This window comes from Tatumella sp. JGM91 (genome assembly GCF_018257575.1).
Taxonomy (GTDB): domain Bacteria; phylum Pseudomonadota; class Gammaproteobacteria; order Enterobacterales; family Enterobacteriaceae; genus Tatumella; species Tatumella punctata.
This window is the reverse complement of the sequence record NZ_JAERJP010000015.1, coordinates 86,339-109,180: the sequence shown is the minus strand read 5'-3', so window position 1 is coordinate 109,180 and position 22,842 is coordinate 86,339. Positions and strand designations below refer to the sequence as shown.

The window sequence follows — 22,842 nt, the reverse complement described above, 5'->3', positions numbered from 1 at the left end:
CGAGGCACTGGATGAACTGGCTATCGAAATCCGTCAGCCGGTGACCGATTGGGAAGCCGAGCAGGAACGCATCAAGGCAGAAGAAGCACTAGCTGCCGCCCACGCCGAAGCGCTGGAAATGAACGAAGTATTCGACAAAGCAGTGGCTGAGAAATTCGAGTCCGATCATGAAATCGCCCTGCTGATGAATGACAAGTTCGACCGCGACCGTGCCGAAGCTGCCCGCCTGGCAGAGCAACAACGCATTGAGCATGAGCAGCGTATCGCCCGGGAAGCTGAAGAGCGAGTTAAGCGCGAGGCAGAGGAAAAGGCCCTACGTGAACGTGAAGAGACTGAGCGCCGGGAGCGTGAGTTACAGGCCGCAGCCGAGCGGGAAAAGCAGGAACGTATCGCAGCAGAACAACGGGCCGAACAGCAGCGTATCGAAGCCCAGCAACTGGCTGAGCGTGATAAGCGGGAAGCTATCGAGGCCGAACGCCGCAAAGCCGCTCAGGTCGAGCNTGACCGAGGACTGTGCAAAAGCATGTATCAAATCAATCGCTAAAGGTCAGGTACCAGCAGTAACCATCAACTACTAACCAACGGAGTATCGCTAATGGCTACCACCATCGGCGGCGTCATTGGCGCTGCTACCAACCTGTTAAACCACGTTAAATCATTCACCACTACCCAGCTGGATCGCATTCAGAAATTCGTCAATGATGCTGCCCGTCCGGGGCCGGAGGCTTTCGCATGAGGTACATCATTCATGGCCCAGAGCTGGTAATCGCATTCAGCGGGTCGGTTCACTTCTATCCGAATACACCGGCTGGTTATTTAGACATGGTCAGAGATTTCCGGAGGTCGAAATGAGTCTGAACCTGAAAATCGAATGCTCAGACGTACAGATGCGCGGAGCAATGAGGCCTGGGAAGGTCAGCGTATCTCTTGAGGATTGCCAGATTGAAACGCTGAACCGGGAGCAATTGGCAGAGTTCTGCGCGTATCAGGACTTTGACTTGCTGGTTGAATGGGTGGACTCAATGCGGAGGCTTGACCATGTGGCGTAATGACGGCGACTTCATCGCAGAAATGAAAGAGCTGATCGGCGAGGAAATAGAGGCCATTCAGCAAGAACAAATCGACCTGGCAACGGAACGCCAGAATCCGGTTATCAGTTGGCAGGAATTTGAAGGGAATTTTTCATGACTATTTTTCGCGTTATCGACACGGAAACCTGTGGCTTTGAGGGCGGGGTTGTTGAAGTGGCCAGCGTTGATGTTGTCGCTGGGGAAATCATCAATCCCATGAGCGACTTTGTTAAGCCTGACCGTCCTATCGGATTTTCAGCAATGGCTATCCATCACATTACGGAAGATATGGTGTCAGATAAGCCGCCAATTGAAGAAGTCTATCAGCAGTATCAGGCAGCTGATTATCTGGTAGCGCACAACGCCCCGTTTGATAAAGGCGTCCTGCCTGACATGGGGTGCGAATGGATTTGCACACGCAAACTGGCGGCCAGACTGTGGCCGGAACTGGAAAGCCACTCTAACCAGTATTTGAGGTATGCGCTGGATATAAAGCCCTGGGTTCCAGAAAAACTTCATGCTCACCGGGCACTGTATGACTGCTATGTCACCGCCGGCCTGTTCAGGAAGATACAGGCTGAGTCGGGATGGTCGGTTGAGGAAATGCTGGGTATCACTAGCCAGCCTGTTCTACTTCGCACTCTGCATATGGGCAAACACCGTGGAAAGACTTATGCAGATGTTGCCAAAGATGATCCTGGCTGGCTTCGCTGGGCAGCATTAAACATCACAGATATGTCTGAGGACATGAAGTTCACAATTAAACACCATTTGAAAAATTGAGGTTTATATGGGCACTGCAACATTAATTCTCGGTGAGTCTGGCACCGGTAAATCGACCAGCATGCGAAATATCAATCCGGAGGAAACGATACTTATCCGTCCGGTAGGAAAGCCGCTCCCCTTCAGATCAAGGCAATGGATTAAATTCGATAGCGAGAAAAAAATCGGAACCGTTATCTCAACCGACAAATCCGAGAAGATAGCCGGAATAATTAAGCATGCCAAAGCTATCAACAAGAATATTGTCATTATCGATGACTTTCAGTACGTCATGAGCAATGAGTTTATGCGGCGCTCAGATGAAAAGTCATTCGACAAATTCACTGAGATAGGCCGTCACGCTTGGGACATCATCAAGGCAGCACAGGATGCTCCTGATGACCTTCGCGTGTACTTCATGGCCCACACTGAAGAAACGCAAATGGGCCGCGTCAAAATGAAAACCATCGGCAGAATGCTTGATGAAAAAATCACAGTGGAAGGGATGTTCACTGTCGTTCTTCGCACCCTTACCCGCGATGACCAGTTCTTCTTCACCACAAAAAACAACGGGGCTGACACAGTTAAGTCCCCGATGGGTATGTTCGACACTAACGAAATTGATAACGACCTGGCATTTGTAGATAAGACCATCTGCGAATACTGGGGGATCAACAACGTCCACCACATTAAGGAATCAGCAGCATGAGCAATGTAATTTTCAGCTACAACAAGGAAGCAGCCTTAACCGCCGGTCAGGGCGGTTTTATCAATGAGAGCGGCGCATACGTGATCACCATTACTGAAGCAGCACTGACTACATCACAAGGCGGCGCAAAGGCTATCGAGTTCTCAGGTGAAGCCGATGACGGCCGTAAGGTGCAATATCTCAGCGTGTATGTCTCCAAAAAGGACGGCTCTGCTAACACGTTTGGCGTCAACATGATTCACGCCATTATGGGGTGTGCCGGAGTTAATCAGCTAACCGAACACATGAAGGCTGCCGGTCAGTATGTGGCACCGGAATTTGCCGGCAAGCGTGTCGGACTGGTTCTGCAAAAAGTCCTCCGTAGCAAAAATGATGGCTCAGACACTTACGGCCTGGATATTCGTATGCCGTTCATTGCACAGACTCACCAAACACTGCTTGAACAGTCAGAAGGTAAAAACGCAGAGGCCGTCGATAAGATGGTATCTGGCCTGAAAGACAAAGACGAGCGTAAAAAATCGACCGGAAATAGCGGCAGTTCCAGCTATAACAACTCCGGATATGACGATGGTTTCGACCCTTTCGCATAAAAGTACCCTCCCCACTCTAACCAAATAAGGCCACATCATGGAACTGTCACCGGAAGAATCGGCGGTATTGTCACGCCTGACCGAAAAGCACAGAAATATCACCCTCGGGAATCTAAGCCGGATGACAGTTCGTGAGCGCAAGGAATGGCTGGTCAGGCAACGGATTGTTATGGGGTGCATGGAAGCACTCACCGCCGCTAAAAATGGAGAGTCACACCCGCGGCTGAATCAGATGATGGTCAGGCACAACAATAAGCTGACATCAGTCAACCCGCCATTGCCTGCATGGATAGTCGAACAAAGGGAAAAGGACAGAGCCGAAGGATGGCGACGTTACTGGCAGGAGCATAAGCCGCAGGAAGTAACATTCCCGACAGCCAACACGTCAGGGCGAGGTGGTTTCGGCGATTAATTCATTCACCCTCCCTATCCGGAGGGTTACTTATTGGAGGGGAAACAGTGGAAACATTAGCGGCCGTCAGCTTAAAGAAACTTAATTACGATCCGTCTGACCCAGACAAGATGCGATTACCACAAGGGTTATCGTGCGGCAATTGCGTCCATATCCGCCGCTGTAAGGCCATGTTTGGGCATACAGAAACCGATACATATTGTGACTGGTCACCCTCCCGTTTCATTGCCGTTGTTAATAAGCAGGAGGCGGTATGACAGAAGAAAAATTATCTTTAGCAACACGCGCACCCCTGACCCAAGAAACCTTTGATGACTTTGTGAACCGGCTCCGGCATGACGTCGCCGGTAAAGGCGTAGAGCGTCACTGTACCCGTGATGCCATTTTTAACGTTGAAAGGTTACGCCGTGTGACAGGCATTGACCTTTCCTTTGAGCCGGAAAGGATGCTTACTGATGAAGACCACGAACGTGAATGGTTTTCACCAAAGGAATACTGGAACTCACTGGATTTAGACGAAAAGAAATCCCTGAATGAAGAATGCCTAGAGTCAAACGACAGTTTCTTCCTAGATTTAGACGAAGAAGATCAGTGGGAGTTTTTGGGTGACCGGGATTATCTAAACCTCTATGGCTATCAGGAGGAATGGGAATACGTAAACTCCCACCTGACCCGTGATGCGGCCGAGGCATTCATTAAACGCAAAGCCCACGATTACCCTGATGGCCTGCGAGTCTTCGTTGATAGCCGCGTATGGTGTTGGGAGTTTACCGCCATCGTTGATGCGCTAATCAATGGGCAATTGGTTATGGCAGAGCAAAAATCAGTGACTGAATAGTCAGGAGAGAAAATGACCCAGATAACCTCTCGCATACTGGCAGGCAACTACCCTGCTTTCATTAAACGAATAGCGTTCCGCATTGCTCTTTGGGATGCGTACAGGAGGAAGTGATGGGAAAGGTTACTTTCGTTGTTGAGTACGAAGACAGCAAGGAACCGAGAGTTAATTTTGGCATGGATATTTTGGGCGGGAAGCTATGCGTTGTTAGCTGGCAGGACTACCGTGATGATTTCCTGAGCGATGAAGATGTTGAGGACATAAGACATGCCATTTCTGAAGGGGCAGTCAGCACAAAACAGTATGACGACCTCATGAGAAAAATTGAGGCACTCGAAAGATGATACTCGCCGGATACGTCATCCTCATTCTCTCCGGTAACCAGGCAACTCCCCTCACTGAAACAATCTACCCCACCGAAATGCAATGCCAGGCCATCATCAACCGACTGCATGAGCGGCGGCCGGCGGCTGAGTTATTGTGTGGCGAAGTCGAAAGGAATAAATTATGAATTATGTCGACCAAGGAGATCAGGCGTCAGAGCTTGAAAGACAGCATTTAGAGGTAGCAATGGCTAACCGTACCCAGCCGAAGCCATTCTCAGCAATTTGTCTGAACGGTGACTGCGGAACAGCATCGTTACCGAAATCCAATTACTGCTGCCCTGAATGTCGTGAAGATGCAGAAAAGCACGAACGCGCCGCCAGATTTAAACGCCACTGAGGTCAGTATGCAAGAGCCGGCATTTTTAAGAAGACTATCTAAGCAAAGGGAAGCTAACGAGAGGATCAATACTGATACCAAGAAATTCATTAAGCTCACTCGCATGTCTGATATGGGGTTTTCTGCAGGTGAAATTTGGGTAAAGGACGACATAAAATTTATTTCCAGAGAAGGAAAGCTTACGACTATTACAATGAACGACGGTGATACGATACTTGTAAGAGACACGCCGAAATACATCATCAGTTTACTGAATAACAAATAACCTCACCCACTAAACCAAACCACCCTATTCCCGCACCGGTCACCGGCGGAATCGTCGTGCCTGCGGGTTGGGTAAAGGAGAATGCTATGTACGTAGAGCCAGGAGCGCTGGTTACGATGAAGTTCATCGAAGCCAACACCGGGTATAAAAAATCATACCTTTATAGCCAGATAGCAAAAGGAAATCTGGCACCGCCACTAAAGCGAGGACACAAAAGCCTGTGGCGTGTCGAAGATGTTCAGAAGTTTCAAAAATTTCTCCAGGAAGAAATAACTCAGCATTAACCCCCACAGCAGTCATCTATCCAGTCAGCCCACCACTGCATCATCTCCCTTCTTTTCTCACTGTACTGAGCATGGTTATAAATGCCACGGATGGCATTACCGTCAGAGTGAGCAAGCTGCTTTTCAATAACTTCTGTCGGCCAGCCGTTATCATGCAGTATTGTACTGAACTGATGGCGGAAGCCGTGGCCTGAAGCAATTCCCTCATATCCAATTCGCTTAATCACCTGCAATACAGCTCCTTCACTAATGGGTTTGGCGCGGTCATTCCTGCCCGGAAATACCAGCCCTGTACTTTCAGTTATTGGCTGAAGTGTTTTCAGTAAACTAAATACCTGATTACTCATCGGGACAAAATGAACCTTTCTCCCCTTCATAAATTCTGCATCTATGGTTATCATGCGATTATCAAAGTCAACGTTACTCCAGCGCATTGACCTCATTTCGAGCGTTCGCATGGCAGTGTACTGAAGAAGCCTGGTTGCACTGATGGTTACCTGGCTGCCGGTATGGGATGATAGCGCCCGGTTAAACCCAGGAATCTGGTCAGCAGTCAGATAGGGATAGTTCTTCTTTCGATACCCACGCATGGCATCAGCCAAATCAGGGGATGGATTATACTTAGCTCTGCCGGTAACTATCGCATATTTGAAAACCTCTCCACATCTTCGTCTGGCCTTGTTGGCACGTTCGTGAGCGCCCCTACTTTCAAACCGGCGGATAACAGAAAGAATATCCATCGGCTCAATCGTATTGATATCCATGTTTCCGATCATCGGCAATATGTCATCTTTGAACATGCCGAGTAACTCGGATGCATATCCTTCAGACCATACCTGTTTTTTATTGCCGTACCACTCTTCAAAAATAGAGTCGAAAGAGTTGTCTGACTTTTCCCGCCGACCAGATGCCATTGGGTCATCACCAGCTGCAAGCGCTCGCTTTGCTTCAAAAGATTTTACCCGGGCATCCTGCAAGGTTAAGAACGGATATTTACCCAGGGTCATGATCTTTTCTTTACCCAACATCTGATAGCGCAGTTGCCAGACCTTTTTGCCAGAGACCGGCACGTACAGGTATAGGCCGTCCGAATCCAGGAGGCGGTATGGTTTATCTTTCGGCTTGGCCGATTCGATCTGCTTCACAGTCAGCATTGGGTAAAATAATTCCTAGTAAATTAACTTTACCCAATTTTTACCCAAGATGGTATGCGGCTGTCAATGGACTTGTATGGACGTGTATGGAAATTAAATTCAGGTGGAGTCAGTGTTTATCGGGAATTCGTGGAGGTCAATGGAGGGTCATGGAAGCTTCAATGGTGTCCCCTGCAGGAATCGAACCTGCAACTAGCCCTTAGGAGGGGCTCGTTATATCCATTTAACTAAGGAGACCTTCACTCTGCACCGGATCAGCAGAGTACGACGGGACATATCCTACCGTAAACACTCAGGTTTTTACAAGTATTACCTGCCCTTTCACCGGAAACTTATGCGGTAAGTCTCAGGGATGATGCACCCTGTAAACCAGGGCCGGGCGGAAACGGGTCCGGCGGAACTCTGCCCCGCTATCTCTGCATCACTGTGCGTTCTGTTAATAAAACAGTCCCGCAGACCCGGGGCATAATGGATAGCTGTTTTACAGCTTAGCGTTTTGTAATCCGTTCAGGAATTTTCTCGCTGACATGCTCATCAGGCCTTTCTGATGTATCAGTCAGACGGGAATGAGATACCACCCCGCAGGCAGGTTTTGTGTTTATATGTCGAATTCCTTCAGCATAACCGCCGAAGGATACTGCTATAAACAACCAGCCATACCAGACTCTTTTCCTCACAGCGCCTCCGTTATTTAACAACCGCAGCCAGCAATGGTAGAGAGCATAACGTAATGAAGCGTATACACTGTTTAAAGTTGAGGTGATGTTTGTTTCAACAACCAGTAGTTTGTGCTGACCGCAACATAATGATAATTGCTGCGGATTCCTTGCTTTGACTTCTTTCACTGATTTTTCCCCCTGCTCACTCAGGGCGGATATCTTTTCTGGCAGCCGCGGGGGGACAAAGATACGGCTGAGCTTCAGGTACAGAAAAACACCATTGCCAGCGCTTCCCTCTGCTAACGCGGATAAGGGAAGCGCTGGCCACATCACCCTGCGGGATTGATTATTCCGTTACGGAATAAATCTGCCCTTCTGAATCATGGTGAACAACAGTTACTTTTTTCCGCTGGAGTTCGGCACCGATATCATCCTGCATATTAAAAGTCCCCCATAACTCATGACTGGTGAGGTCAGATTTTCGTGGTGAGGTTTTCCCCCGGTATCTGAAGTAATTATATTTCGCCCAGCCATAAAGCAATATTGCGAATATCACCATCAGAGAAAAGTATAAACATAGTGTCACGGTGGTTTCAGACCATGTGCCTTTGATAAAACTTAAGTTCTTATCGGTGATATTGTCATAAATACCGGAACCTATCAGGTACAGGAAACCGACCCAGGCGATAATGGTTAAAAAAACATCAAACGCCATACTGACAGGATCCTGCTGAGTTACTATCAAGTTATCTTTCATTTTCAACCAACAAATTTATTCAATATGTATTGAGGTAATTACTTCAGGTGCTTCTGAGCAATACCGCGATCCGGGCTTTCCCATCTGGCTCTTTTTCCCTTACGGCTGAGCATAACGTTGGGGAAACTCACCAGGGTAGTTAAGAAACTCAGCAGCCAATAAGCAATCGGGTACCAGATAACCCAGAACAATGATTTAAAAATATCAGATTCGTAGCGTCTCTCGATCATCAGGCTGACAGAAAACTGGATAATACACACCACCGCTAATAACAGGCCCGTAAAACCGGGCGGCATCAGCGAATCGACATACAGATTTTTTGGCATCTCTGTAAAGCGTCCGAGTACAAATAAAATGATACTCAGGAGGTACATATAGGTCCAGATTGTCGACAGAGCAAACTCCAGTAACAGGGTCCACATTCTGCGGTGCTGCCAGCGCCAGATACTGATGCAATTCTTCAGAAAAACTTCAGCGCCTCCCTTAGCCCAGCGCAGGCGTTGCTGCCATAAGCCTTTCAGAGTTTCCGGCATCAGGATCCAGCACAATGCTCTGGGCTCGTAAAAGATACTCCAGTTTTTCAACTGTAACTTCCAGCTGATATCAATATCTTCCGTTATCATATCGTCGCTCCAGTAACCCACATCGGCTAATGCCGTTCGACGAAATGCAGCAATCACACCGGAGACCGTGAATACATGACCATAAACCCGCTGTGCGCGTTTTATCAGACCGATAATTGAGGAAAACTCACCTACCTGTAAACGACCAATCAGCGTGGAACGGGTCCGGATCCTCGGATTTCCGGTGACCGCCCCTACCCCGGGAAAGTTAAGCAACGGGGCTGCCAGATAGGCAGCCGTATTACGGTCGAGGATGGCATCACCATCAATACAGACTAATAGTTCACTGTTCGCTGCAGCGGCCCCGGCTTTTAACGCAACGGCTTTCCCCTGATTTTTAGCCAGATGAATAACCCGCAGATTGTTATGTTCACTGGCCAGCTGGTTCAGTATTTCGCCGGTATCATCCTTTGACCCGTCATTAACAGCGATAACCTCAATATTGGTATAGTTCTGGTTTAATGCCGCCTGTATCGTTTCCCGGGCATTCGGGCCTTCGTTATAGCAGGGAATTAAAATAGAAATTAACGGATTACCGGGCAGTGTGATCTCACTGTCCTGACGCCAGAAGCGCTCTTTGTTGAACCAGAAATAGACCCCCCCGGCAATCCATATCCCGGCCATAAAAAGTGGCCAGTAAAAGACAAAGTTCAGCGCAACCTGGCCGGTAAATACCAGCACAAAACCGAGCGGGATACTTAAAACAACACAAAGAATTATTAAAGCGATTAATCTGTCAGTCATGGTAAAGGAAACCATTTGTTAGCAATTACTGGACGAATATTCTTTAAGGCCGGCTGATTTTCTAAAAAGTTATCCGGATAATATCCATAATTCTGTACCCCTGAGGCCTGCAGCAGTTTTATCCAGCCCACCAGCTCTGCATCGGGTACCGGCTGCGCCGGTTTTTTGCTCCAGTCCGTTGCCTGCAACTCAATAATGGTGCGGGACAGCGCTCCCGGCCTGGAACTGATGGTATCAACCAGCTTTCTGAGCCATGCCTGGCTGTTATCCGGGGTGACCCCTTCCATCAGTGGCATCGCCATCGGGACAGTCCAGTTATAATTGGACAGGAAATCATCAAGGTTCTGGGCAAACCAGTCTTCGCTGTCTGGCTGGAGGATAGGTAACGCATAGATGTTACGCGCTGATTTCACCTGAGGCCCGCGTATCGCTCTGACGCTCTGCATAAGAGAGTTAGTAAAGTCAATCAGAGTCCGGCTTTTTAAGCGTGTCCAGCGATGCATTAACTCCGGATTGCTGCGAATCTCCCTGACAGAATCCGGTAACCCCGCCTTTTTATAGGCTTGCAGGGCATCCGGCCCCGCATCTTCATAGTCAGTCAGAAAAGCATCGTCATGGAATAAAATACCGTCAAAGGTCGCATGAGCAGCAAGGTCCTCATAAATCTGCGTTATTTTTAGCCGGGCGTCAGCACTGAAAGGCGACAGACGCAGATACTGGTGAGGGTCCGGTACAGCCTTGTTCGTTTTCGGATCGTAAGTTAATACCTGCGGCGTATTTTTAATCTGAAAAGCCAGTACCGGCATCCAGGCAAATACTCTGGCATGGGCGCGGGTATTTAGCTGCCACGCAACATGGTTGAACAAATCAGCACGGGTCGGTAACCAGCGGTTGGGAAAATAGAGTGATTTAATATTACCATCACCATCCGGGTCAGCGAATGCCTGCAGAAAGACAGTGTCCACACCCAAATCAGCAATACGCTGAACCAGCACGTCAATATTATGATCCTGCTGCTTTTTGTCCGCGTCATACACATCATCCAGATCGACATGGACAATATGCTGAGTAATGGCTTCTCTGACACTGGATACTGACTGTGAGAAGGCCTGCAAACCAGGGTTCCCTGCTATCAGCATCCGGGGAATATTGTCATTATTTTTAACATCCGCTAATCCGTTGTCTAATGACATAAAATAGCGGTATCCCATTTTTTTAGCATTCGCGATGGTTTCACCATTCGCGGCACCATAAGGCCATACCCAGACGCGGGGTGATTTACCGGTGGTAGTTTTAATACGTTCGGTAATTTTTGCGATATCAATACTGACCCGCTGATTAAATTCAGCAGTTGTTTCATAACGCCCGGTTTTTTTATCGTAAATACGACTGGCGGCATAGGGTTCAGAGTTACCCTGCGGATTAGCAGTAATACCTTTATGCTCTGCATAGGTATGGGCGGCAATTTCCACCAATCCCGAGTCCGACATTTCCTTAATTTCAGACCAGTTCAGAAAATGTTCCCGCGGGGTAATTAATCCCCCGAAATTAACCGGCTGGCTGGCAGGGGTGCTCACCCATTCACCGACAGGCGCTAAAATTGCAGGCCAGTGATAGGCTTTAAGTAATGGGAATACCCGTTTATAAAAACTGCTGTAACCGTCATCAAATGTCAGCATAACGGCATTCGCCGGCAGATCTTTATGCCCGCTTTGCGCAGCCTGCACATCATTAATACTGATGACGTGATACCCGTTATTTTTAAGCCATGCAAACTGGTCATTTAACGCACTAAAACGTACTGCCAGAAATCGCTGATCAGCAGCGCCATCAGAGACATCATGATAAGCCAGTACCAGATATTTATTATGTGGCCAGGGCTTTCCTGACTGAAGCTGAACACGCTGTACCGGAGAAATAAACGACGACGACTGATCAGCATAACTCTGGCTGCAATAGCTCAGAGCAACCAGGCTAAATAGCAGCCGGCTTAATATACGTAATAACATAGTTTTAAAACCTATAATCCATATCAAATGACAGTGACAAATCTTTTTCTCTGTCGCCGTCATAAGGTTGTTTACTCCAGTTAACGGAGGCACCAATTTCGAAGACTTTCGCGAGTTGTAATCGCTGCCCGTAGCTAATCGTTGTCATCAGGCGGGCCGGATAATTTTTTTCCCAGTAACGCCCGACGCCCACGGAAAAACTGTGACTCCATTGCGTGTCATAGTGGCGATAGAGAATATTCTCCAGGCTTAATGCCGGTAACAGGGTCAGGTCCCGCGCAGGACTGTAGTACGCCCCCCCCGGCTTACTGTTATAACCCGCGCTGACAGAAGGGGTGAAGTCCAGCCACCAGTATGCCTGGCTGTATAACCGCTGCTGTGCAGACACACTGTAATTCTGCCGGTTATTACCGTCAGAAAAATGTGTCCCGGAAATATCCAGCCGTACCTGCCGCCGCTCATTTTGCTGCCAGCGCACGTAACCGGCGGCAGTATTCCCCGAGATGCCATTTTTCATAGCTCGCAGGGGGGTACTGCTGCCCAGACGCTCGAACAGAGCACCGACACGCCAGTCATCATTAAAATCATGCCAGTCTGACAGCCGTACTCCCGCCTTACTGCCATGACCGTAATTATGATGACTGACATCAAACTGCAGCCAGTTATTACGATTGGTGAATTCGACCCCGGCCAGCTGTGAACGATCTATCCCGGTGCCTTCTTCAAAGCGGCTATTGGCATAACCCGCCCCCGTATAAACCCGCCAGTTTTCGGCAATCGGTGGCGTATATAAAACAGCCATCAGATTAAAGTCATGGGAGCCGGTCACCGGGCTGTCTGATTTAATGCCTTTATCGCCCTCAATACTTAACTCAGCTTTATTGCGGATATTCCGGTCATCGTTCAGTTGCTGAGCGGATTTATTTTCAGGCGCACGTTTAATTACATCATCAGCCAGCAGGCTGGCCTGGTGCCATTCCTGTAACGCAAGAGCGACCTGTCCCTGTTCTGTTTCGAGGTTAATACTGGACGGCTCGATACTCTCTGCCCGTTTTAGCCGGTATTCTGCTTTACGTGGCCAGTTTCTCTGATTATATAAGTCCGCAACATCCACAGCTAAAGACTGGTTACCCGGAGCGGTTTCCGATAATGCTTCGGCATGTTTTTGTGCTTCAGGCAGATTATTATTATTGCGTAACACCGTGACCAGCATACTCTGCACATCTGACCACTCTTCATTATTGGCGCGTGTCGGCAGCCCATACACAGGGATCTGATAAGGCGTTTTTTTACTCAGCTGTTCTGCAAACTGCTGTGCTTCACTGAGTTTTTCTGCTTCGGTCAGTGCGACAAAATAACTATTAACGTCATCACTGTTATTCATATCCAGAGTATTGCGCCAAAGACTCAGCGCTTTTTCCGGCTGACGCTGATAAAGATAAGCGGTTCCTGCCCAGTTCTCTGCATATCCCGGCACATCGCCGTGTTGGCGGAGCGATTCATACTCAGCAATCGCCTGCGCCATATCACTGCGAGCAACATAAGCCCCGATACGGTCAATACGGGCTCTGCGTATCACCGGCTGATTACCGGGTTGCTGCTGCCAGCGAGCAATATTTTGCTGATAGAACGACAGCGCTTTATCAGCAACCAGAAACCGTTCAGCTTCACTGCGGCCACTGACCAGGCTGTCACGCACCAGCTCGGCACCCTGCTGAAGCGCAACCGCCTGTTGCTCACTGATCGTCCCCGGTGCTGCCTGATAAACGTACCACTGACCACTGACAATACGCTGTTCAGCTAATGTTGAAATATAGGTGCTGCGAATCTCTTTATCTGACGGATCCAGGCTATACGCTTTGGTCGCTGCCTGCCATGCATTATCCGGCTGTCCTATCGCCCGATAAACATAGCTCAGGGTTAAATAGCTGCGGGCATCTTTTTTATCATTACAAAATTTCAATGCGCGGGTTAATGCCTGATCATTTCTTTTGGCATCCGCTAACGTCATTATGTATAGCTCACGTAAATCAGCATTGGCTGACGATGAACCCGCTCCGAGGCTTTCAAGCAGCGACAGGGATTGTGGCCATTGATGAAGATTACGGTAAGCCCGGGCAACCGCAATTTTCGCAGTCGCTGGCAGCGACTGCGTTTGCGGCTGTTGCCACAGTTGTACCACAAGCTTATCTTCTCCGGCCCAGCTTGCTACCTGTAACCAATCGGCACGTTCATTGAGCGTAAGCCGGCGTTGATTATTTTCTTTCGCCAGCCAGTTAAGTACTGGCTGATAATTCCCGGCCCGGGCCTGAATAATTAAAGAGTCATATTGCGTTTGCGCATAACCGCTTAGCGGGCATGACAACAGACAAGAAACCAGCAACAGTTTCGGTTTTAACGTAAAGATTTGCATATAATAAAAAATTTTTTATAACAAAAAATAATAATGATAAATATTATATCAAGAATTATTTATCATTCCAGAGGATTTGTTACCTGCTTCTCTGTATGAAGTAATTATTTTCCTCGTGATATAAACGGCAACTACCGTCAATCATGGTCTGCGGGAGGCCAGCGACAAGTTTTATGCTTCACGGCTGTTATGGAATCCGTTTTCAGTATTCTGAATATAAACAGTAAAGATTCTCATTAATCACCTTCAATAACCTTGTAATAACTAATGAAATAGATCATCCCTTGCCATCACGTATGAGAATTTTTTATTTATTAAAATTTTTATTATTTTTGTTCTGTGGCTGCCCTTACAAGAGACGTCTCTGACGACTGACAGTATATTGCTCTGCCAGCTGGCTTTTTATTTTCATTATTTATTAATTTAACCAGAGTCTGAAATGAATTTAATTCAGCCTGATAATTCCCGGAGAGGTTATGACCAATACAATGATTAACGATGATACAAACCTGCATATGGTCCATGTTGATCTTGATTATGTGTTTGATGATAATCAAAAACAGCAGGAAATTAATACTGAATTATTAATTCAGCGCGTTATTAACCTGAAGGTTAATACTGTTTTCCTGCAGGCTTTTGCCGATCCTGAGGGTAACGGAAATATTAAATCATTATATTTCCCGAATAGCCTGTTACCTGTACGTGCAGACCTGTTCAGTCAGGTGTGCAACGGGTTACGTCAGCGGGCGGGGGTAAATGTCTATGCCTGGATGCCGGTTCTCGCTTTCCAGCTGGAAGATATACCGAAAGTATTAACCTATAATCTGAAAAAAGATAACACCTTCACTGATAAGAATCAGTATTTGCGTCTTTCGCCTTTTAGCGCCGAAGCGGAGAGTAAAATTGTACAAATCTATCAGGACCTTGCCTCTGGCAATCTATTTGACGGTATTTTATTCCACGATGATGCATTTCTGACTGATTTCGAAGATGCCTGCCCGGAGGCCATACAAGCCTGTCAGAATGCAGGCTTATCACCGTCAATAAAAATTATCCGTGAAAATGCCGCGACCATGCAAACCTGGACGCGGTTAAAAAGCCAGGCACTGATTAAGCTCACCAATACACTGATGGCACATGTCCGTGCAATCCGTGGTGATAACGTAAAATCAGCGCGTAATCTCTATGCTTTACCCGTCATCGAACCGGACAGTGAAACCTGGTTCGCGCAAAACCCGGATGACTTTTTGGAGAACTATGACTGGGTCGTTCCTATGGCAATGCCACTGATGGAGGGAGTATCACTTGCAGACAGTCAGGCATGGTTAACCAGCCTTGTCAGGAAAATTGCCGGCAGGGAGAATGCCCTTGAACGCACAATTATTGAATTACAGTCTGTCGACTGGAATACGTCACCGGATACACCCGTAACGGATCAAACGATGACGGACTGGATTAAATTACTGCAACGTCTGGGGGTTAAAAATTATGGCTACTACCCTGATGATTTTTTTAATAACCAGCCCTCCGCGGAAAGTATCAGTTCGCTGATCAGCGAACCGGCATCAGATTAATTACCTATATCATCCATGGAACGACTGTTCCCGGTAAAATGTATTCTGTTATATCGCGTTGTGCTCTGGCAAAGGAATTAATCAGCACCGGATCTGCGGTCATTAATATAACGCTTCGCCTGAAGACAGATGCTATGGCCGTATTTTATGAGAAATCATAAAATACGGCCTCGATATCGAGCAGTTACTACGGGGTGATTAAATCATGCTTAAGGCTGAGTCAGCACTTTCACCATATACTCTCCCTGGTCATTCCGATACACACCGTGAATATCTGTTTCAAAGCCGGGATAATGAGATCCTATTTCACACAGCATCTCCAGAAAACTCAGTACCGGACGGTTCTGCCCGGTAAGCTTTTCTCCGGGCATAATCAGCGGGACCCCGGGGGGATACGGCAGGATCATATTGGCACTTATTTTATCTGTCATTTCTGACAGCAGACATTCGCAGGTGTTGCCAAGGATTTCCTGTTGAAATGCACGATGAGGTGTCATCGCCATCTGCGGTAATGTTTCAAATGCCTCGTACATAAGTTCTGGCAATCTGTGTTTCACTATCAGTTTATGAATACCATGAGCCAGTGCCTGTATTCGCATATTTTTATAAAAAACAGGATCCTTCGAAAATAATTCAGGTAATACCTCATGCACCAGCGCATTTTTATCATAAAAATATTTAAATTCGCTCAGAGCCTTGAGCAGCGTTAATGATTTTGTTTTATCAACACCGAGACTGAATAAAAAAAGTAACGAGTAAGGACCCGTTTTCTCAACAATTATTCCATATTCACTCAGAAACCCGGCCACTACGGATGCCGGTATTCCCACGTCAGCGAGATTACCGTGCCTGTCCAGACCCGGAGTTAATAATGTAATTTTTATCGGGTCAAGGGACATATGATCGTCATCGATATTTTTAAAACCATGCCAGTTATTAACCGAATTCAACGGCCAGCAACAGACTTCATCGATGTTATCGGGCTGCCATACATCAAAAAACCAGTCTTCTGATTCATTACCTAACCGGACGATTTCTTTCCGGAACGAGATGGCAAGATCAATCGTTTTTTCCATCAGTCTTACGCCCGCGGCACCTTTCATCATCGCTGCGGATATTTCGCAGGAAGCCACAATGCTGTAGAGGGGCGATGTTGAGGTATGCATCATATAGGCTTCGTTAAAAGTACTTTCATTAAAGTCCCCTTTCACATGGATCATTGAAGCCTGAGAAAAGGCAGCAAGTAATTTATGTGTGGATTGTGTTTCAAAAATCAGCTTACCACTGACCGGTTCGCCCCCCATGCCTGATTTATTCTGATAAACAGGATGAAACTGTGTATAAGGCACCCAGGCTGAATCAAAATGGATGGACTTCACCGGGAGTGTTTGTTTAATAAACTGCGTATTATAAAAAAGGCCATCATAGGTTGAGTTGGTAATGATTGCATGGCAAGGCCACTGCCCGATGCCTTGTGCTTTAAGCAGTGCTTCGATATGCTCATGACTGAATTCAGATTTTGGGATCCCGCCAAGAATACCATAAGCATTACGCGTTGGTTTAAGATAAACAGGTGTAATATCACTCATCATCATCAGATGTGTTATCGATTTATGGCAATTACGATCAACAAGTACGGTCCCTCCGGCATGACAGGAATACATACCTACCACTTTATTCGCCGTTGAAGTGCCGTTTGTAATAATATAGCTGCGATCAGCATTAAATACTGATGCAATATAATTTTCTGCCTCGCGATGCGGTCCGGAATGATCGAGCAATGAGCCCAGTTCGTCCATAGAGACAGAAATATCTGAACGCATGGTATTCTCACCATAAAAATCATAAAATAATGCGCCGGCAGGACTTCTTTCGAAGGCCGTTCCGCCCATATGCCCTGGCGTACAGAAAGTATACTTTTCTTTTCCGACATAGCTGAACAGAGCTTTGGTAAATGGCGGAAGAATAGTCTCCCGGTACTCGTCAATGGCTTGCTGCATTTTGATGACAATATCAGGAATATGCGCGATAAGGTATTCGTGGAAACGCAGGTTGATAGTTAACTGACTGAGCTTTATTTCAAATCCATGATTCTTACTGACGAAAACAAAATTTGGTACCCGGGAATTTATCTGACTGATTTTCTGGCAAAGTGACAAATCATGCCGGTCCCAGTCAAAGATAACACCGCAGAGCCTGGCATTATTTTCAATGGATGAAATCATATCCTGCTCATCATCATAAACATCCGTATTAAACCCAATGCTATTTAACTCATCTGCGATAGAAAGCATTACTTTACTTTTATAAGACTCGTCAGAGTCGTTTAAAATGGCTATATAATTCATTTCTTATCTCTCTTCAAAAAGAATATCAGACGGATTTATTCTTACTGATTTTTTCAGCGTAGAACATAAATATAATCAGGCTGGTAATAAATGTACCTGCCAGTATAAAAGAGTCAGATCCTAACATGGCGATAAAACAGAACAGGCTTCCCAACAAGGCGGTAATAAAACTGAGCAGATTCTTAATATTAATACCATCCATCCGGATAAGATCGATACAAGAATAAAAGTAAGGCAGCATTGTGAGTAATACAGCAATGCTGATTAAGTCACCGAATACCGAGGATGTTTTACCACCATGCATATTCATGACAGTGACAACCACCAGCAGAACTGTCATTTGTAGTGCAGCAAGTAACAATCCTTTTGCAGGGACCCCCTGACGGTTCATTTGACCATAAATTGCGGGGAAATTACCGTCATGTGCTGCCCGGGCTCCGGCCTGACCGACCAGCATCATCCAGGAACCCAGAGAAGTAAGACAGGCAATTGCGGTAAAAGCAGAAACAACCGGCCCGGCCCAGTTACCAGCCATGGTTGACGCCGTTACTGAAAAAGGTGCGCCGGAAGCCGCCATTAGCGATGCAGGATACATTCCCGCGATAACCTGAGTCGCGGCCACATACACAATCCCGGCCAGCAAGGTACCTGCAATCGTCGCCACCGGAATATTACGTTTAGGATTTTTCACCAGGCCGGCACTGACAGAAGCAGACTCCACGCCGATAAACGCCCACAGGCATAATAATGTGCTATTCAGTACTGCCTGATAGTCTGTATGGGACGAGACATTCCAGTTTGCCTTGTAAACATCTATACTGAACCAGTGCCATCCGAATATTGCGGTCCCGACTACCGGGATTAAAATAAGCGTAACACCGAACGTTGTAAGCTTACTTATCCATGAACCGCCGAGCATATTTATAAAAGTAAATACCCAGATAATCACCAGTGAGGCGATACCCGCCGGAACAGGTTTATTCAGTTGCGGGAAAAAAGTAGACAGATACGAAACCGCAGTAATTGAAATGGCAAGGTTGCCAATCCAGTTTGCATGGTAATAAAGTACTCCGGTCTGGAAACCGAGATCTTTACTAACTTCTCCGGCATAAGCAATAGGTCCGCCCTCTTGCGGGTCTTTTGTTGCCAGCCGGGCATAAACATAAGCAAGGGACATTGCACCAAGCAGTGCGATCCCCCAGCCAAAAATAGATACAGCACCAACAGATGCCAGATTAGCAGGTAATAACGCAATCCCACTGCCCATCATATTTCCCGCAACAATACCAATGCAGGCTATTAAACCAATCTGTTTAATTTCAGCCACAATAATACCCTCATAAAATAATTACAGAGTTATCCGGAGACAGAGGCAGGATGATTAGTAATTAACTTGCCTGATAATTATATTTAAATATAGTTTATGGTTCTGCTGATGCAAATACTTTACAATAATAAAGATTACATTATCTTCGTTGTTTAACTTATTGCTTTTTAAATCATTACATCAAAAAAACGGCGGCGAGAATAAATAACAACACAGACTGTAACGGAAAAAACGGAAATTATCACTCACGGTTACTATATATTCTCGGCGGAGGCTTTATCGGTTATCAGTGATACCATGAAAAACAGTGTGATATTAAATGTTAAGTATGGAAACAGAGAAAAAGCGGTTGTTAACCGGCAGTCATTTAACCATTGGGTTAGCCGCCTTCAGAGTTTCTCGTGATGCAGACAGCTACGATTTTTCCGGCTACCGTTCAGCGTGGCATACTGGCTGGTGATCTGACTTAATTCGCGACCCGCCCTGCCAGTCACCAAAACGGGTCACCATTATGGTGAGTCTGTTCCTTTATGGTGCAACGCATTCCATTTATTAATAACCCGCCTGATAATATAAGTTTAATTTCTGATCATTATCTGTTAAACCGCGGTTTATGACAACTTTACTTGCCGGGTAACAGACCTCAAAACGAATTAACTTCCGGTTATCACAATAACTTCTGGCATAGATAATGCATAAGATAGTTTTTTATTATGATAATTCAGTCAGAGCACGGATTATGTTTCATTTTATGAATCATAAACAGGAGATGGCAGAAAATAAAAATGCCTGTAGCGATGCAACAGACTTAATTTTAAATAAAAAATACAGACAGGGTAACCGGACAAATAACAGGCCCGGAAACAGACTAAGGGCCGGTCTGCGGTTTTCCCATAGCAAACACAATCCGCAATGATGGAGCTTCGTAAAATGAAATTTTCTCCCGATAAAAAAATACTCGCCGCGGGGATTATTGTTGCCATGAGTCAGCTGGCATTAATCCGGGCACAGGCCGCTGATGTCCCGCAAGGGGTGACACTGGCTGCAAAACAGGAAATTGTCCGCGGTAACGGGGGAGAGGTTCAGTCACTGGACCCCCATAAGATTGAAGGTTCTCCTGAGTCTTATGTCAGCTATGACCTGCTGGAAGGTCTGGCAATCGTCAACCCGCAAGGCAAGGTTGTCCCGGCAGTCGCAGAAAGCTGGGAAAACAAAGACGGTAAGATCTGGACCTTTCATCTGAGAAAGAATGCCCGCTGGTCAAACGGAGAGCCCGTCACCGCTCAGGATTTTGTCTATAGCTGGCGCAGACTGGTGGATCCTAAAACCGCGTCTCCTTATGCCAGTTATCTGCAATACGGCCATGTGGTAAATGTCGATGATATTGTGGCCGGTAAAAAAAGCCCGGACCAGTTAGGAGTAAAAGCACTGGACGACCATACCCTGCAGGTCACTCTGACAAAATCCGTGCCTTTTTTCGACCAGTTACTGGTCTACCCCGCACTGTCACCGGTTTATCCGCCGGTAGTGGAAAAATATGGGGATCAATGGACCCAGCCACAACACTGGGTGGGTAACGGCGCTTATACCCTTCAGGACCATATTGTTAACGAACGTATTGTGGTTGTGCGGAACCCGGAATACTGGGATAACGCAGCAACGGTAATTAATAAAGTGACGTTCCTGCCGATCGATTCAGAGGTCAATGACGTTAACCGTTTTTACTCTGCCGATGGCAGTGATATGACGTTTAACAACCTGCCTATCGAACTGTTCCGCAAGCTAAAAAAAGATAACCCGCAGGATCTGCATGTTGATCCCTATCTCTGCACCTATTTCTACGAGCTGAATAATAAAAAAGCGCCGTTTAATGATGCCCGTGTCCGTACCGCCATAAAACTGGGGCTGGATCGTGACATTATCGTGAATAAAGTACTGGCCCAGGGGCAGACCCCGGCTTACAGCCTGACCGACCCGGCGACTCAGGGTATCGATGTCATCCAGCCAGCCTGGTATAAAGAAACGCAGGCGCAGCGCAACGACGCCGCAAAAAAACTGCTGCAGGAAGCCGGTTATGGCCCGGGGCATCCCCTGACCTTTACCCTGCTGTATAACACCTCGGATCTGCATAAAAAACTGGCGATTGCCGCCGCCTCCCTTTGGAAAAAAAATCTGGGTGTGAACGTGGTACTGGAAAACCAGGAATGGAAAACCTATCTCGACTCCCGTCATCAGGGCACCTACCAGATGGCCCGTGCCGGCTGGTGCGGCGACTATAACGAACCCAGTGCTTTCCTGAACACGATGCAAACCGGCGACAGCAACAACACCGCGTTCTACTCTGATGCTGCTTTTGATCAGGCACTGAAAAATGCCGCCAATGCAACAGACAGTCATCAGCGTGCCGGAGATTACCAGCAGGCAGAGCAGATTCTGGACAAAGATTCGGGGATTGTGCCGGTCTTTTATTACGCCAACACCCGGCTGGTGAAACCTTACATTGGCGGCTACACCGGTAAAGATCCTCTCGATCATATCTACGATAAAAACCTGTATATCATCAAACATTAATTTATCGGCCCCGGCCTGTGCCTGTGCACTGGCCGGTTTTCCCGACAACAGCGGTGAGCAATTAAGGTAACGCAATGTTGAAATTCATTTTACGGCGTATAGCTGAGGCTATCCCGACCCTGTTAATACTGATTACCATCTCCTTTTTTATGATGCGACTGGCGCCCGGCAGTCCGTTTACCGGTGAACGGAACCTGCCCCCGCAAGTGATGGCGAATATCGAGGCCCGTTATCATCTGAATGACCCTATCGGTAAACAGTATCTCGATTATCTGATCCAACTGGCCCACGGTAACTTCGGCCCTTCCTTTAAATACCAGGATTTCAGCGTCAATTATCTGATCGGCCAGGCTTTCCCTGTTTCTGCCTCACTGGGGCTGGCCGCGTTCTGCTTCGCACTGATCTTCGGTATCGCGACCGGAATTATTGCCGCACTGCGGCAGAACAGTTTCATTGACTACGCAGTGATGGGGCTGGCCATGACCGGGGTGGTTATCCCGTCCTTTGTGGTCGCTCCTTTACTGGTACTGATTTTTGCGATTTCCCTGAAGTGGTTACCGGGCGGTGGCTGGAACGGGGGTCAGTGGCAGTATGTGTTACTGCCGATGATTGCCCTGGCACTGGCATATATCTCGAGTATTGCCCGTATTATGCGCAGTTCCATGATTGAAGTTATGCATTCAGATTACATCCGCACTGCGCGGGCTAAAGGGATGCCCCTTAGCCGGATCGTTTTTCGCCATGCCCTGCGCCCGGCAATGTTACCGGTTGTCTCCTATATGGGGCCTGCCTTTGTCGGCATTATCACCGGCTCCATGGTTATCGAATCCATCTTTGGTTTACCGGGCATCGGTCAGTTGTTCGTCAATGGTGCACTGAACCGGGATTACTCACTGGTGCTGAGCCTGACAATTCTGGTGGGAGTATTAACCATCGTATTTAACGCTATCGTCGATATTTTATATGCAGTCATCGACCCGAAAATTCGTTACTGATGGCGGGACTCTATA

22 protein-coding genes, 1 tRNA gene and 1 pseudogene are annotated in these 22,842 nt (G+C 47.1%); 15 read left to right on the top strand and 9 right to left on the bottom strand.

From position 1 onward, the window contains the following. From JK198_RS16830 to JK198_RS11695, 12 genes and pseudogenes are all read left to right on the top strand, one after another. Nucleotides 1–544: pseudogene (locus tag JK198_RS16830) on the top strand (hypothetical protein); the annotation flags it as partial. A 51-nt stretch (nucleotides 545–595) separates the two neighbouring features. Further along, complete coding sequence (locus JK198_RS11745) at nucleotides 596–736, top strand: hypothetical protein (protein ID WP_212710414.1); 141 nt, start codon at nucleotides 596–598, stop codon at nucleotides 734–736. A 112-nt stretch (nucleotides 737–848) separates the two neighbouring features. Beyond that, nucleotides 849–1,049, top strand: a complete 201-nt coding sequence (locus JK198_RS11740) for a hypothetical protein (protein ID WP_212710517.1) — start codon at nucleotides 849–851, stop codon at nucleotides 1,047–1,049. Beyond that, nucleotides 1,039–1,188, top strand: coding sequence for a hypothetical protein (locus tag JK198_RS11735; RefSeq protein ID WP_212710518.1), 150 nt, complete (start codon nucleotides 1,039–1,041; stop codon nucleotides 1,186–1,188). Before JK198_RS11740 ends, JK198_RS11735 begins: the two co-directional genes overlap by 11 nt. Continuing rightward, nucleotides 1,185–1,853, top strand: a complete 669-nt coding sequence (exoX, locus tag JK198_RS11730; protein WP_212710519.1) for an exodeoxyribonuclease X — start codon at nucleotides 1,185–1,187, stop codon at nucleotides 1,851–1,853. The genes JK198_RS11735 and exoX overlap by 4 nt, the downstream gene beginning before the upstream one ends. Nucleotides 1,854–1,860: 7 nt before the next feature. Next, nucleotides 1,861–2,541 (top strand): ATP-binding protein, encoded by a 681-nt coding sequence (locus tag JK198_RS11725; RefSeq protein WP_212710520.1) that lies wholly within the window; start codon nucleotides 1,861–1,863, stop codon nucleotides 2,539–2,541. Next, nucleotides 2,538–3,131, top strand: coding sequence for a DUF669 domain-containing protein (locus JK198_RS11720; RefSeq protein ID WP_212710521.1), 594 nt, complete (start codon nucleotides 2,538–2,540; stop codon nucleotides 3,129–3,131). Before JK198_RS11725 ends, JK198_RS11720 begins: the two co-directional genes overlap by 4 nt. A 37-nt stretch (nucleotides 3,132–3,168) precedes the next feature. Next, the gene (locus JK198_RS11715) at nucleotides 3,169–3,543 is read left to right on the top strand and encodes a hypothetical protein (RefSeq protein WP_212710522.1); all 375 of its coding nucleotides are present in this window, start codon (nucleotides 3,169–3,171) and stop codon (nucleotides 3,541–3,543) included. Nucleotides 3,544–3,796: 253 nt separating this feature from the next. Continuing rightward, on the top strand, nucleotides 3,797–4,381 hold the full coding sequence (locus tag JK198_RS11710) for a hypothetical protein (protein WP_212710523.1): 585 nt from the start codon (nucleotides 3,797–3,799) through the stop codon (nucleotides 4,379–4,381). Between the two features lie 113 nt (nucleotides 4,382–4,494). Then, nucleotides 4,495–4,725, top strand: coding sequence for a hypothetical protein (locus tag JK198_RS11705; RefSeq protein WP_212710524.1), 231 nt, complete (start codon nucleotides 4,495–4,497; stop codon nucleotides 4,723–4,725). A gap of 163 nt (nucleotides 4,726–4,888) precedes the next feature. Next, nucleotides 4,889–5,104: a hypothetical protein gene (locus JK198_RS11700; protein ID WP_212710525.1), complete on the top strand. Its 216-nt coding sequence runs from the start codon at nucleotides 4,889–4,891 to the stop codon at nucleotides 5,102–5,104. A gap of 351 nt (nucleotides 5,105–5,455) precedes the next feature. Next, a complete protein-coding gene (locus tag JK198_RS11695) occupies nucleotides 5,456–5,653 on the top strand; it encodes an AlpA family transcriptional regulator (protein WP_212710526.1) in 198 nt (65 codons plus the stop codon). On the opposite strand, the gene JK198_RS11690 is transcribed toward JK198_RS11695, so the two are convergent. The 7 genes from JK198_RS11690 to pgaA all read right to left on the bottom strand — a co-directional run bounded on the left by JK198_RS11690 (nucleotide 5,650) and on the right by pgaA (nucleotide 14,012). Further along, nucleotides 5,650–6,807 carry a tyrosine-type recombinase/integrase gene (locus tag JK198_RS11690; protein WP_212710527.1) on the bottom strand — a complete coding sequence of 386 codons (1,158 nt, stop codon included), beginning with the start codon at nucleotides 6,805–6,807 and terminating at the stop codon, nucleotides 5,650–5,652. The genes JK198_RS11695 and JK198_RS11690 overlap by 4 nt on opposite strands. Before the next feature lie 162 nt (nucleotides 6,808–6,969). Then, a tRNA-Arg gene (locus JK198_RS11685) sits at nucleotides 6,970–7,044 on the bottom strand. 251 nt (nucleotides 7,045–7,295) lie between these two features. Continuing rightward, complete coding sequence (locus JK198_RS11680; protein ID WP_212709549.1) at nucleotides 7,296–7,652, bottom strand: hypothetical protein; 357 nt, start codon at nucleotides 7,650–7,652, stop codon at nucleotides 7,296–7,298. Nucleotides 7,653–7,812: 160 nt separating this feature from the next. Further along, a complete protein-coding gene (pgaD, locus tag JK198_RS11675; protein WP_212711178.1) occupies nucleotides 7,813–8,223 on the bottom strand; it encodes a poly-beta-1,6-N-acetyl-D-glucosamine biosynthesis protein PgaD in 411 nt (136 codons plus the stop codon). A gap of 38 nt (nucleotides 8,224–8,261) precedes the next feature. After that, a complete protein-coding gene (gene pgaC, locus JK198_RS11670; protein ID WP_212709551.1) occupies nucleotides 8,262–9,590 on the bottom strand; it encodes a poly-beta-1,6-N-acetyl-D-glucosamine synthase in 1,329 nt (442 codons plus the stop codon). After that, the gene (pgaB, locus tag JK198_RS11665) at nucleotides 9,587–11,599 is read right to left on the bottom strand and encodes a poly-beta-1,6-N-acetyl-D-glucosamine N-deacetylase PgaB (RefSeq protein WP_212710528.1); all 2,013 of its coding nucleotides are present in this window, start codon (nucleotides 11,597–11,599) and stop codon (nucleotides 9,587–9,589) included. The genes pgaC and pgaB (JK198_RS11665) overlap by 4 nt, the downstream gene beginning before the upstream one ends. A gap of 4 nt (nucleotides 11,600–11,603) precedes the next feature. Then, nucleotides 11,604–14,012: a poly-beta-1,6 N-acetyl-D-glucosamine export porin PgaA gene (pgaA, locus tag JK198_RS11660; protein WP_212710529.1), complete on the bottom strand. Its 2,409-nt coding sequence runs from the start codon at nucleotides 14,010–14,012 to the stop codon at nucleotides 11,604–11,606. 476 nt (nucleotides 14,013–14,488) lie between these two features. Between pgaA and pgaB (JK198_RS11655) the strand changes: the two genes are divergently transcribed. Beyond that, complete coding sequence (gene pgaB, locus JK198_RS11655) at nucleotides 14,489–15,586, top strand: poly-beta-1,6-N-acetyl-D-glucosamine N-deacetylase PgaB (protein ID WP_212709554.1); 1,098 nt, start codon at nucleotides 14,489–14,491, stop codon at nucleotides 15,584–15,586. A gap of 209 nt (nucleotides 15,587–15,795) precedes the next feature. On the opposite strand, the gene cadA is transcribed toward pgaB (JK198_RS11655), so the two are convergent. Together cadA and cadB are read right to left on the bottom strand one after the other, a co-directional pair. Next, a complete protein-coding gene (cadA, locus tag JK198_RS11650) occupies nucleotides 15,796–17,934 on the bottom strand; it encodes a lysine decarboxylase (protein ID WP_212710530.1) in 2,139 nt (712 codons plus the stop codon). A 25-nt stretch (nucleotides 17,935–17,959) separates the two neighbouring features. Beyond that, nucleotides 17,960–19,261 (bottom strand): cadaverine/lysine antiporter, encoded by a 1,302-nt coding sequence (gene cadB, locus JK198_RS11645; RefSeq protein WP_212710531.1) that lies wholly within the window; start codon nucleotides 19,259–19,261, stop codon nucleotides 17,960–17,962. 930 nt (nucleotides 19,262–20,191) lie between these two features. Between cadB and JK198_RS11640 the strand changes: the two genes are divergently transcribed. Then, a complete protein-coding gene (locus tag JK198_RS11640; protein ID WP_212710532.1) occupies nucleotides 20,192–21,832 on the top strand; it encodes an ABC transporter substrate-binding protein in 1,641 nt (546 codons plus the stop codon). Nucleotides 21,833–21,906: 74 nt separating this feature from the next. Further along, entirely contained in the window at nucleotides 21,907–22,827 is a 921-nt protein-coding gene (oppB, locus tag JK198_RS11635) for an oligopeptide ABC transporter permease OppB (RefSeq protein ID WP_212709587.1), read from the top strand. Nucleotides 22,828–22,842: the final 15 nt, after the last annotated feature.

Excerpts from the sequence above, each read along its gene's own strand:
- JK198_RS11745 (WP_212710414.1), top strand. The coding sequence starts at position 596 with ATGGCTACCACCATCGGCGGCGTCATTGGCGCTGCTACCAACCTGTTA.
- JK198_RS11740 (WP_212710517.1), top strand. The coding sequence starts at position 849 with ATGAGTCTGAACCTGAAAATCGAATGCTCAGACGTACAGATGCGCGGA.
- JK198_RS11735 (WP_212710518.1), top strand. The coding sequence starts at position 1,039 with ATGTGGCGTAATGACGGCGACTTCATCGCAGAAATGAAAGAGCTGATC.
- exoX (WP_212710519.1), top strand. The coding sequence starts at position 1,185 with ATGACTATTTTTCGCGTTATCGACACGGAAACCTGTGGCTTTGAGGGC.
- JK198_RS11725 (WP_212710520.1), top strand. The coding sequence starts at position 1,861 with ATGGGCACTGCAACATTAATTCTCGGTGAGTCTGGCACCGGTAAATCG.
- JK198_RS11720 (WP_212710521.1), top strand. The coding sequence starts at position 2,538 with ATGAGCAATGTAATTTTCAGCTACAACAAGGAAGCAGCCTTAACCGCC.
- JK198_RS11715 (WP_212710522.1), top strand. The coding sequence starts at position 3,169 with ATGGAACTGTCACCGGAAGAATCGGCGGTATTGTCACGCCTGACCGAA.
- JK198_RS11710 (WP_212710523.1), top strand. The coding sequence starts at position 3,797 with ATGACAGAAGAAAAATTATCTTTAGCAACACGCGCACCCCTGACCCAA.
- JK198_RS11705 (WP_212710524.1), top strand. The coding sequence starts at position 4,495 with ATGGGAAAGGTTACTTTCGTTGTTGAGTACGAAGACAGCAAGGAACCG.
- JK198_RS11700 (WP_212710525.1), top strand. The coding sequence starts at position 4,889 with ATGAATTATGTCGACCAAGGAGATCAGGCGTCAGAGCTTGAAAGACAG.
- JK198_RS11695 (WP_212710526.1), top strand. The coding sequence starts at position 5,456 with ATGTACGTAGAGCCAGGAGCGCTGGTTACGATGAAGTTCATCGAAGCC.
- JK198_RS11690 (WP_212710527.1), bottom strand. The coding sequence starts at position 6,807 with ATGCTGACTGTGAAGCAGATCGAATCGGCCAAGCCGAAAGATAAACCA.
- pgaD (WP_212711178.1), bottom strand. The coding sequence starts at position 8,223 with ATGAAAGATAACTTGATAGTAACTCAGCAGGATCCTGTCAGTATGGCG.
- pgaC (WP_212709551.1), bottom strand. The coding sequence starts at position 9,590 with ATGACTGACAGATTAATCGCTTTAATAATTCTTTGTGTTGTTTTAAGT.
- pgaB (WP_212710528.1), bottom strand. The coding sequence starts at position 11,599 with ATGTTATTACGTATATTAAGCCGGCTGCTATTTAGCCTGGTTGCTCTG.
- pgaA (WP_212710529.1), bottom strand. The coding sequence starts at position 14,012 with ATGCAAATCTTTACGTTAAAACCGAAACTGTTGCTGGTTTCTTGTCTG.
- pgaB (WP_212709554.1), top strand. The coding sequence starts at position 14,489 with ATGACCAATACAATGATTAACGATGATACAAACCTGCATATGGTCCAT.
- cadA (WP_212710530.1), bottom strand. The coding sequence starts at position 17,934 with ATGAATTATATAGCCATTTTAAACGACTCTGACGAGTCTTATAAAAGT.
- JK198_RS11640 (WP_212710532.1), top strand. The coding sequence starts at position 20,192 with ATGAAATTTTCTCCCGATAAAAAAATACTCGCCGCGGGGATTATTGTT.
- oppB (WP_212709587.1), top strand. The coding sequence starts at position 21,907 with ATGTTGAAATTCATTTTACGGCGTATAGCTGAGGCTATCCCGACCCTG.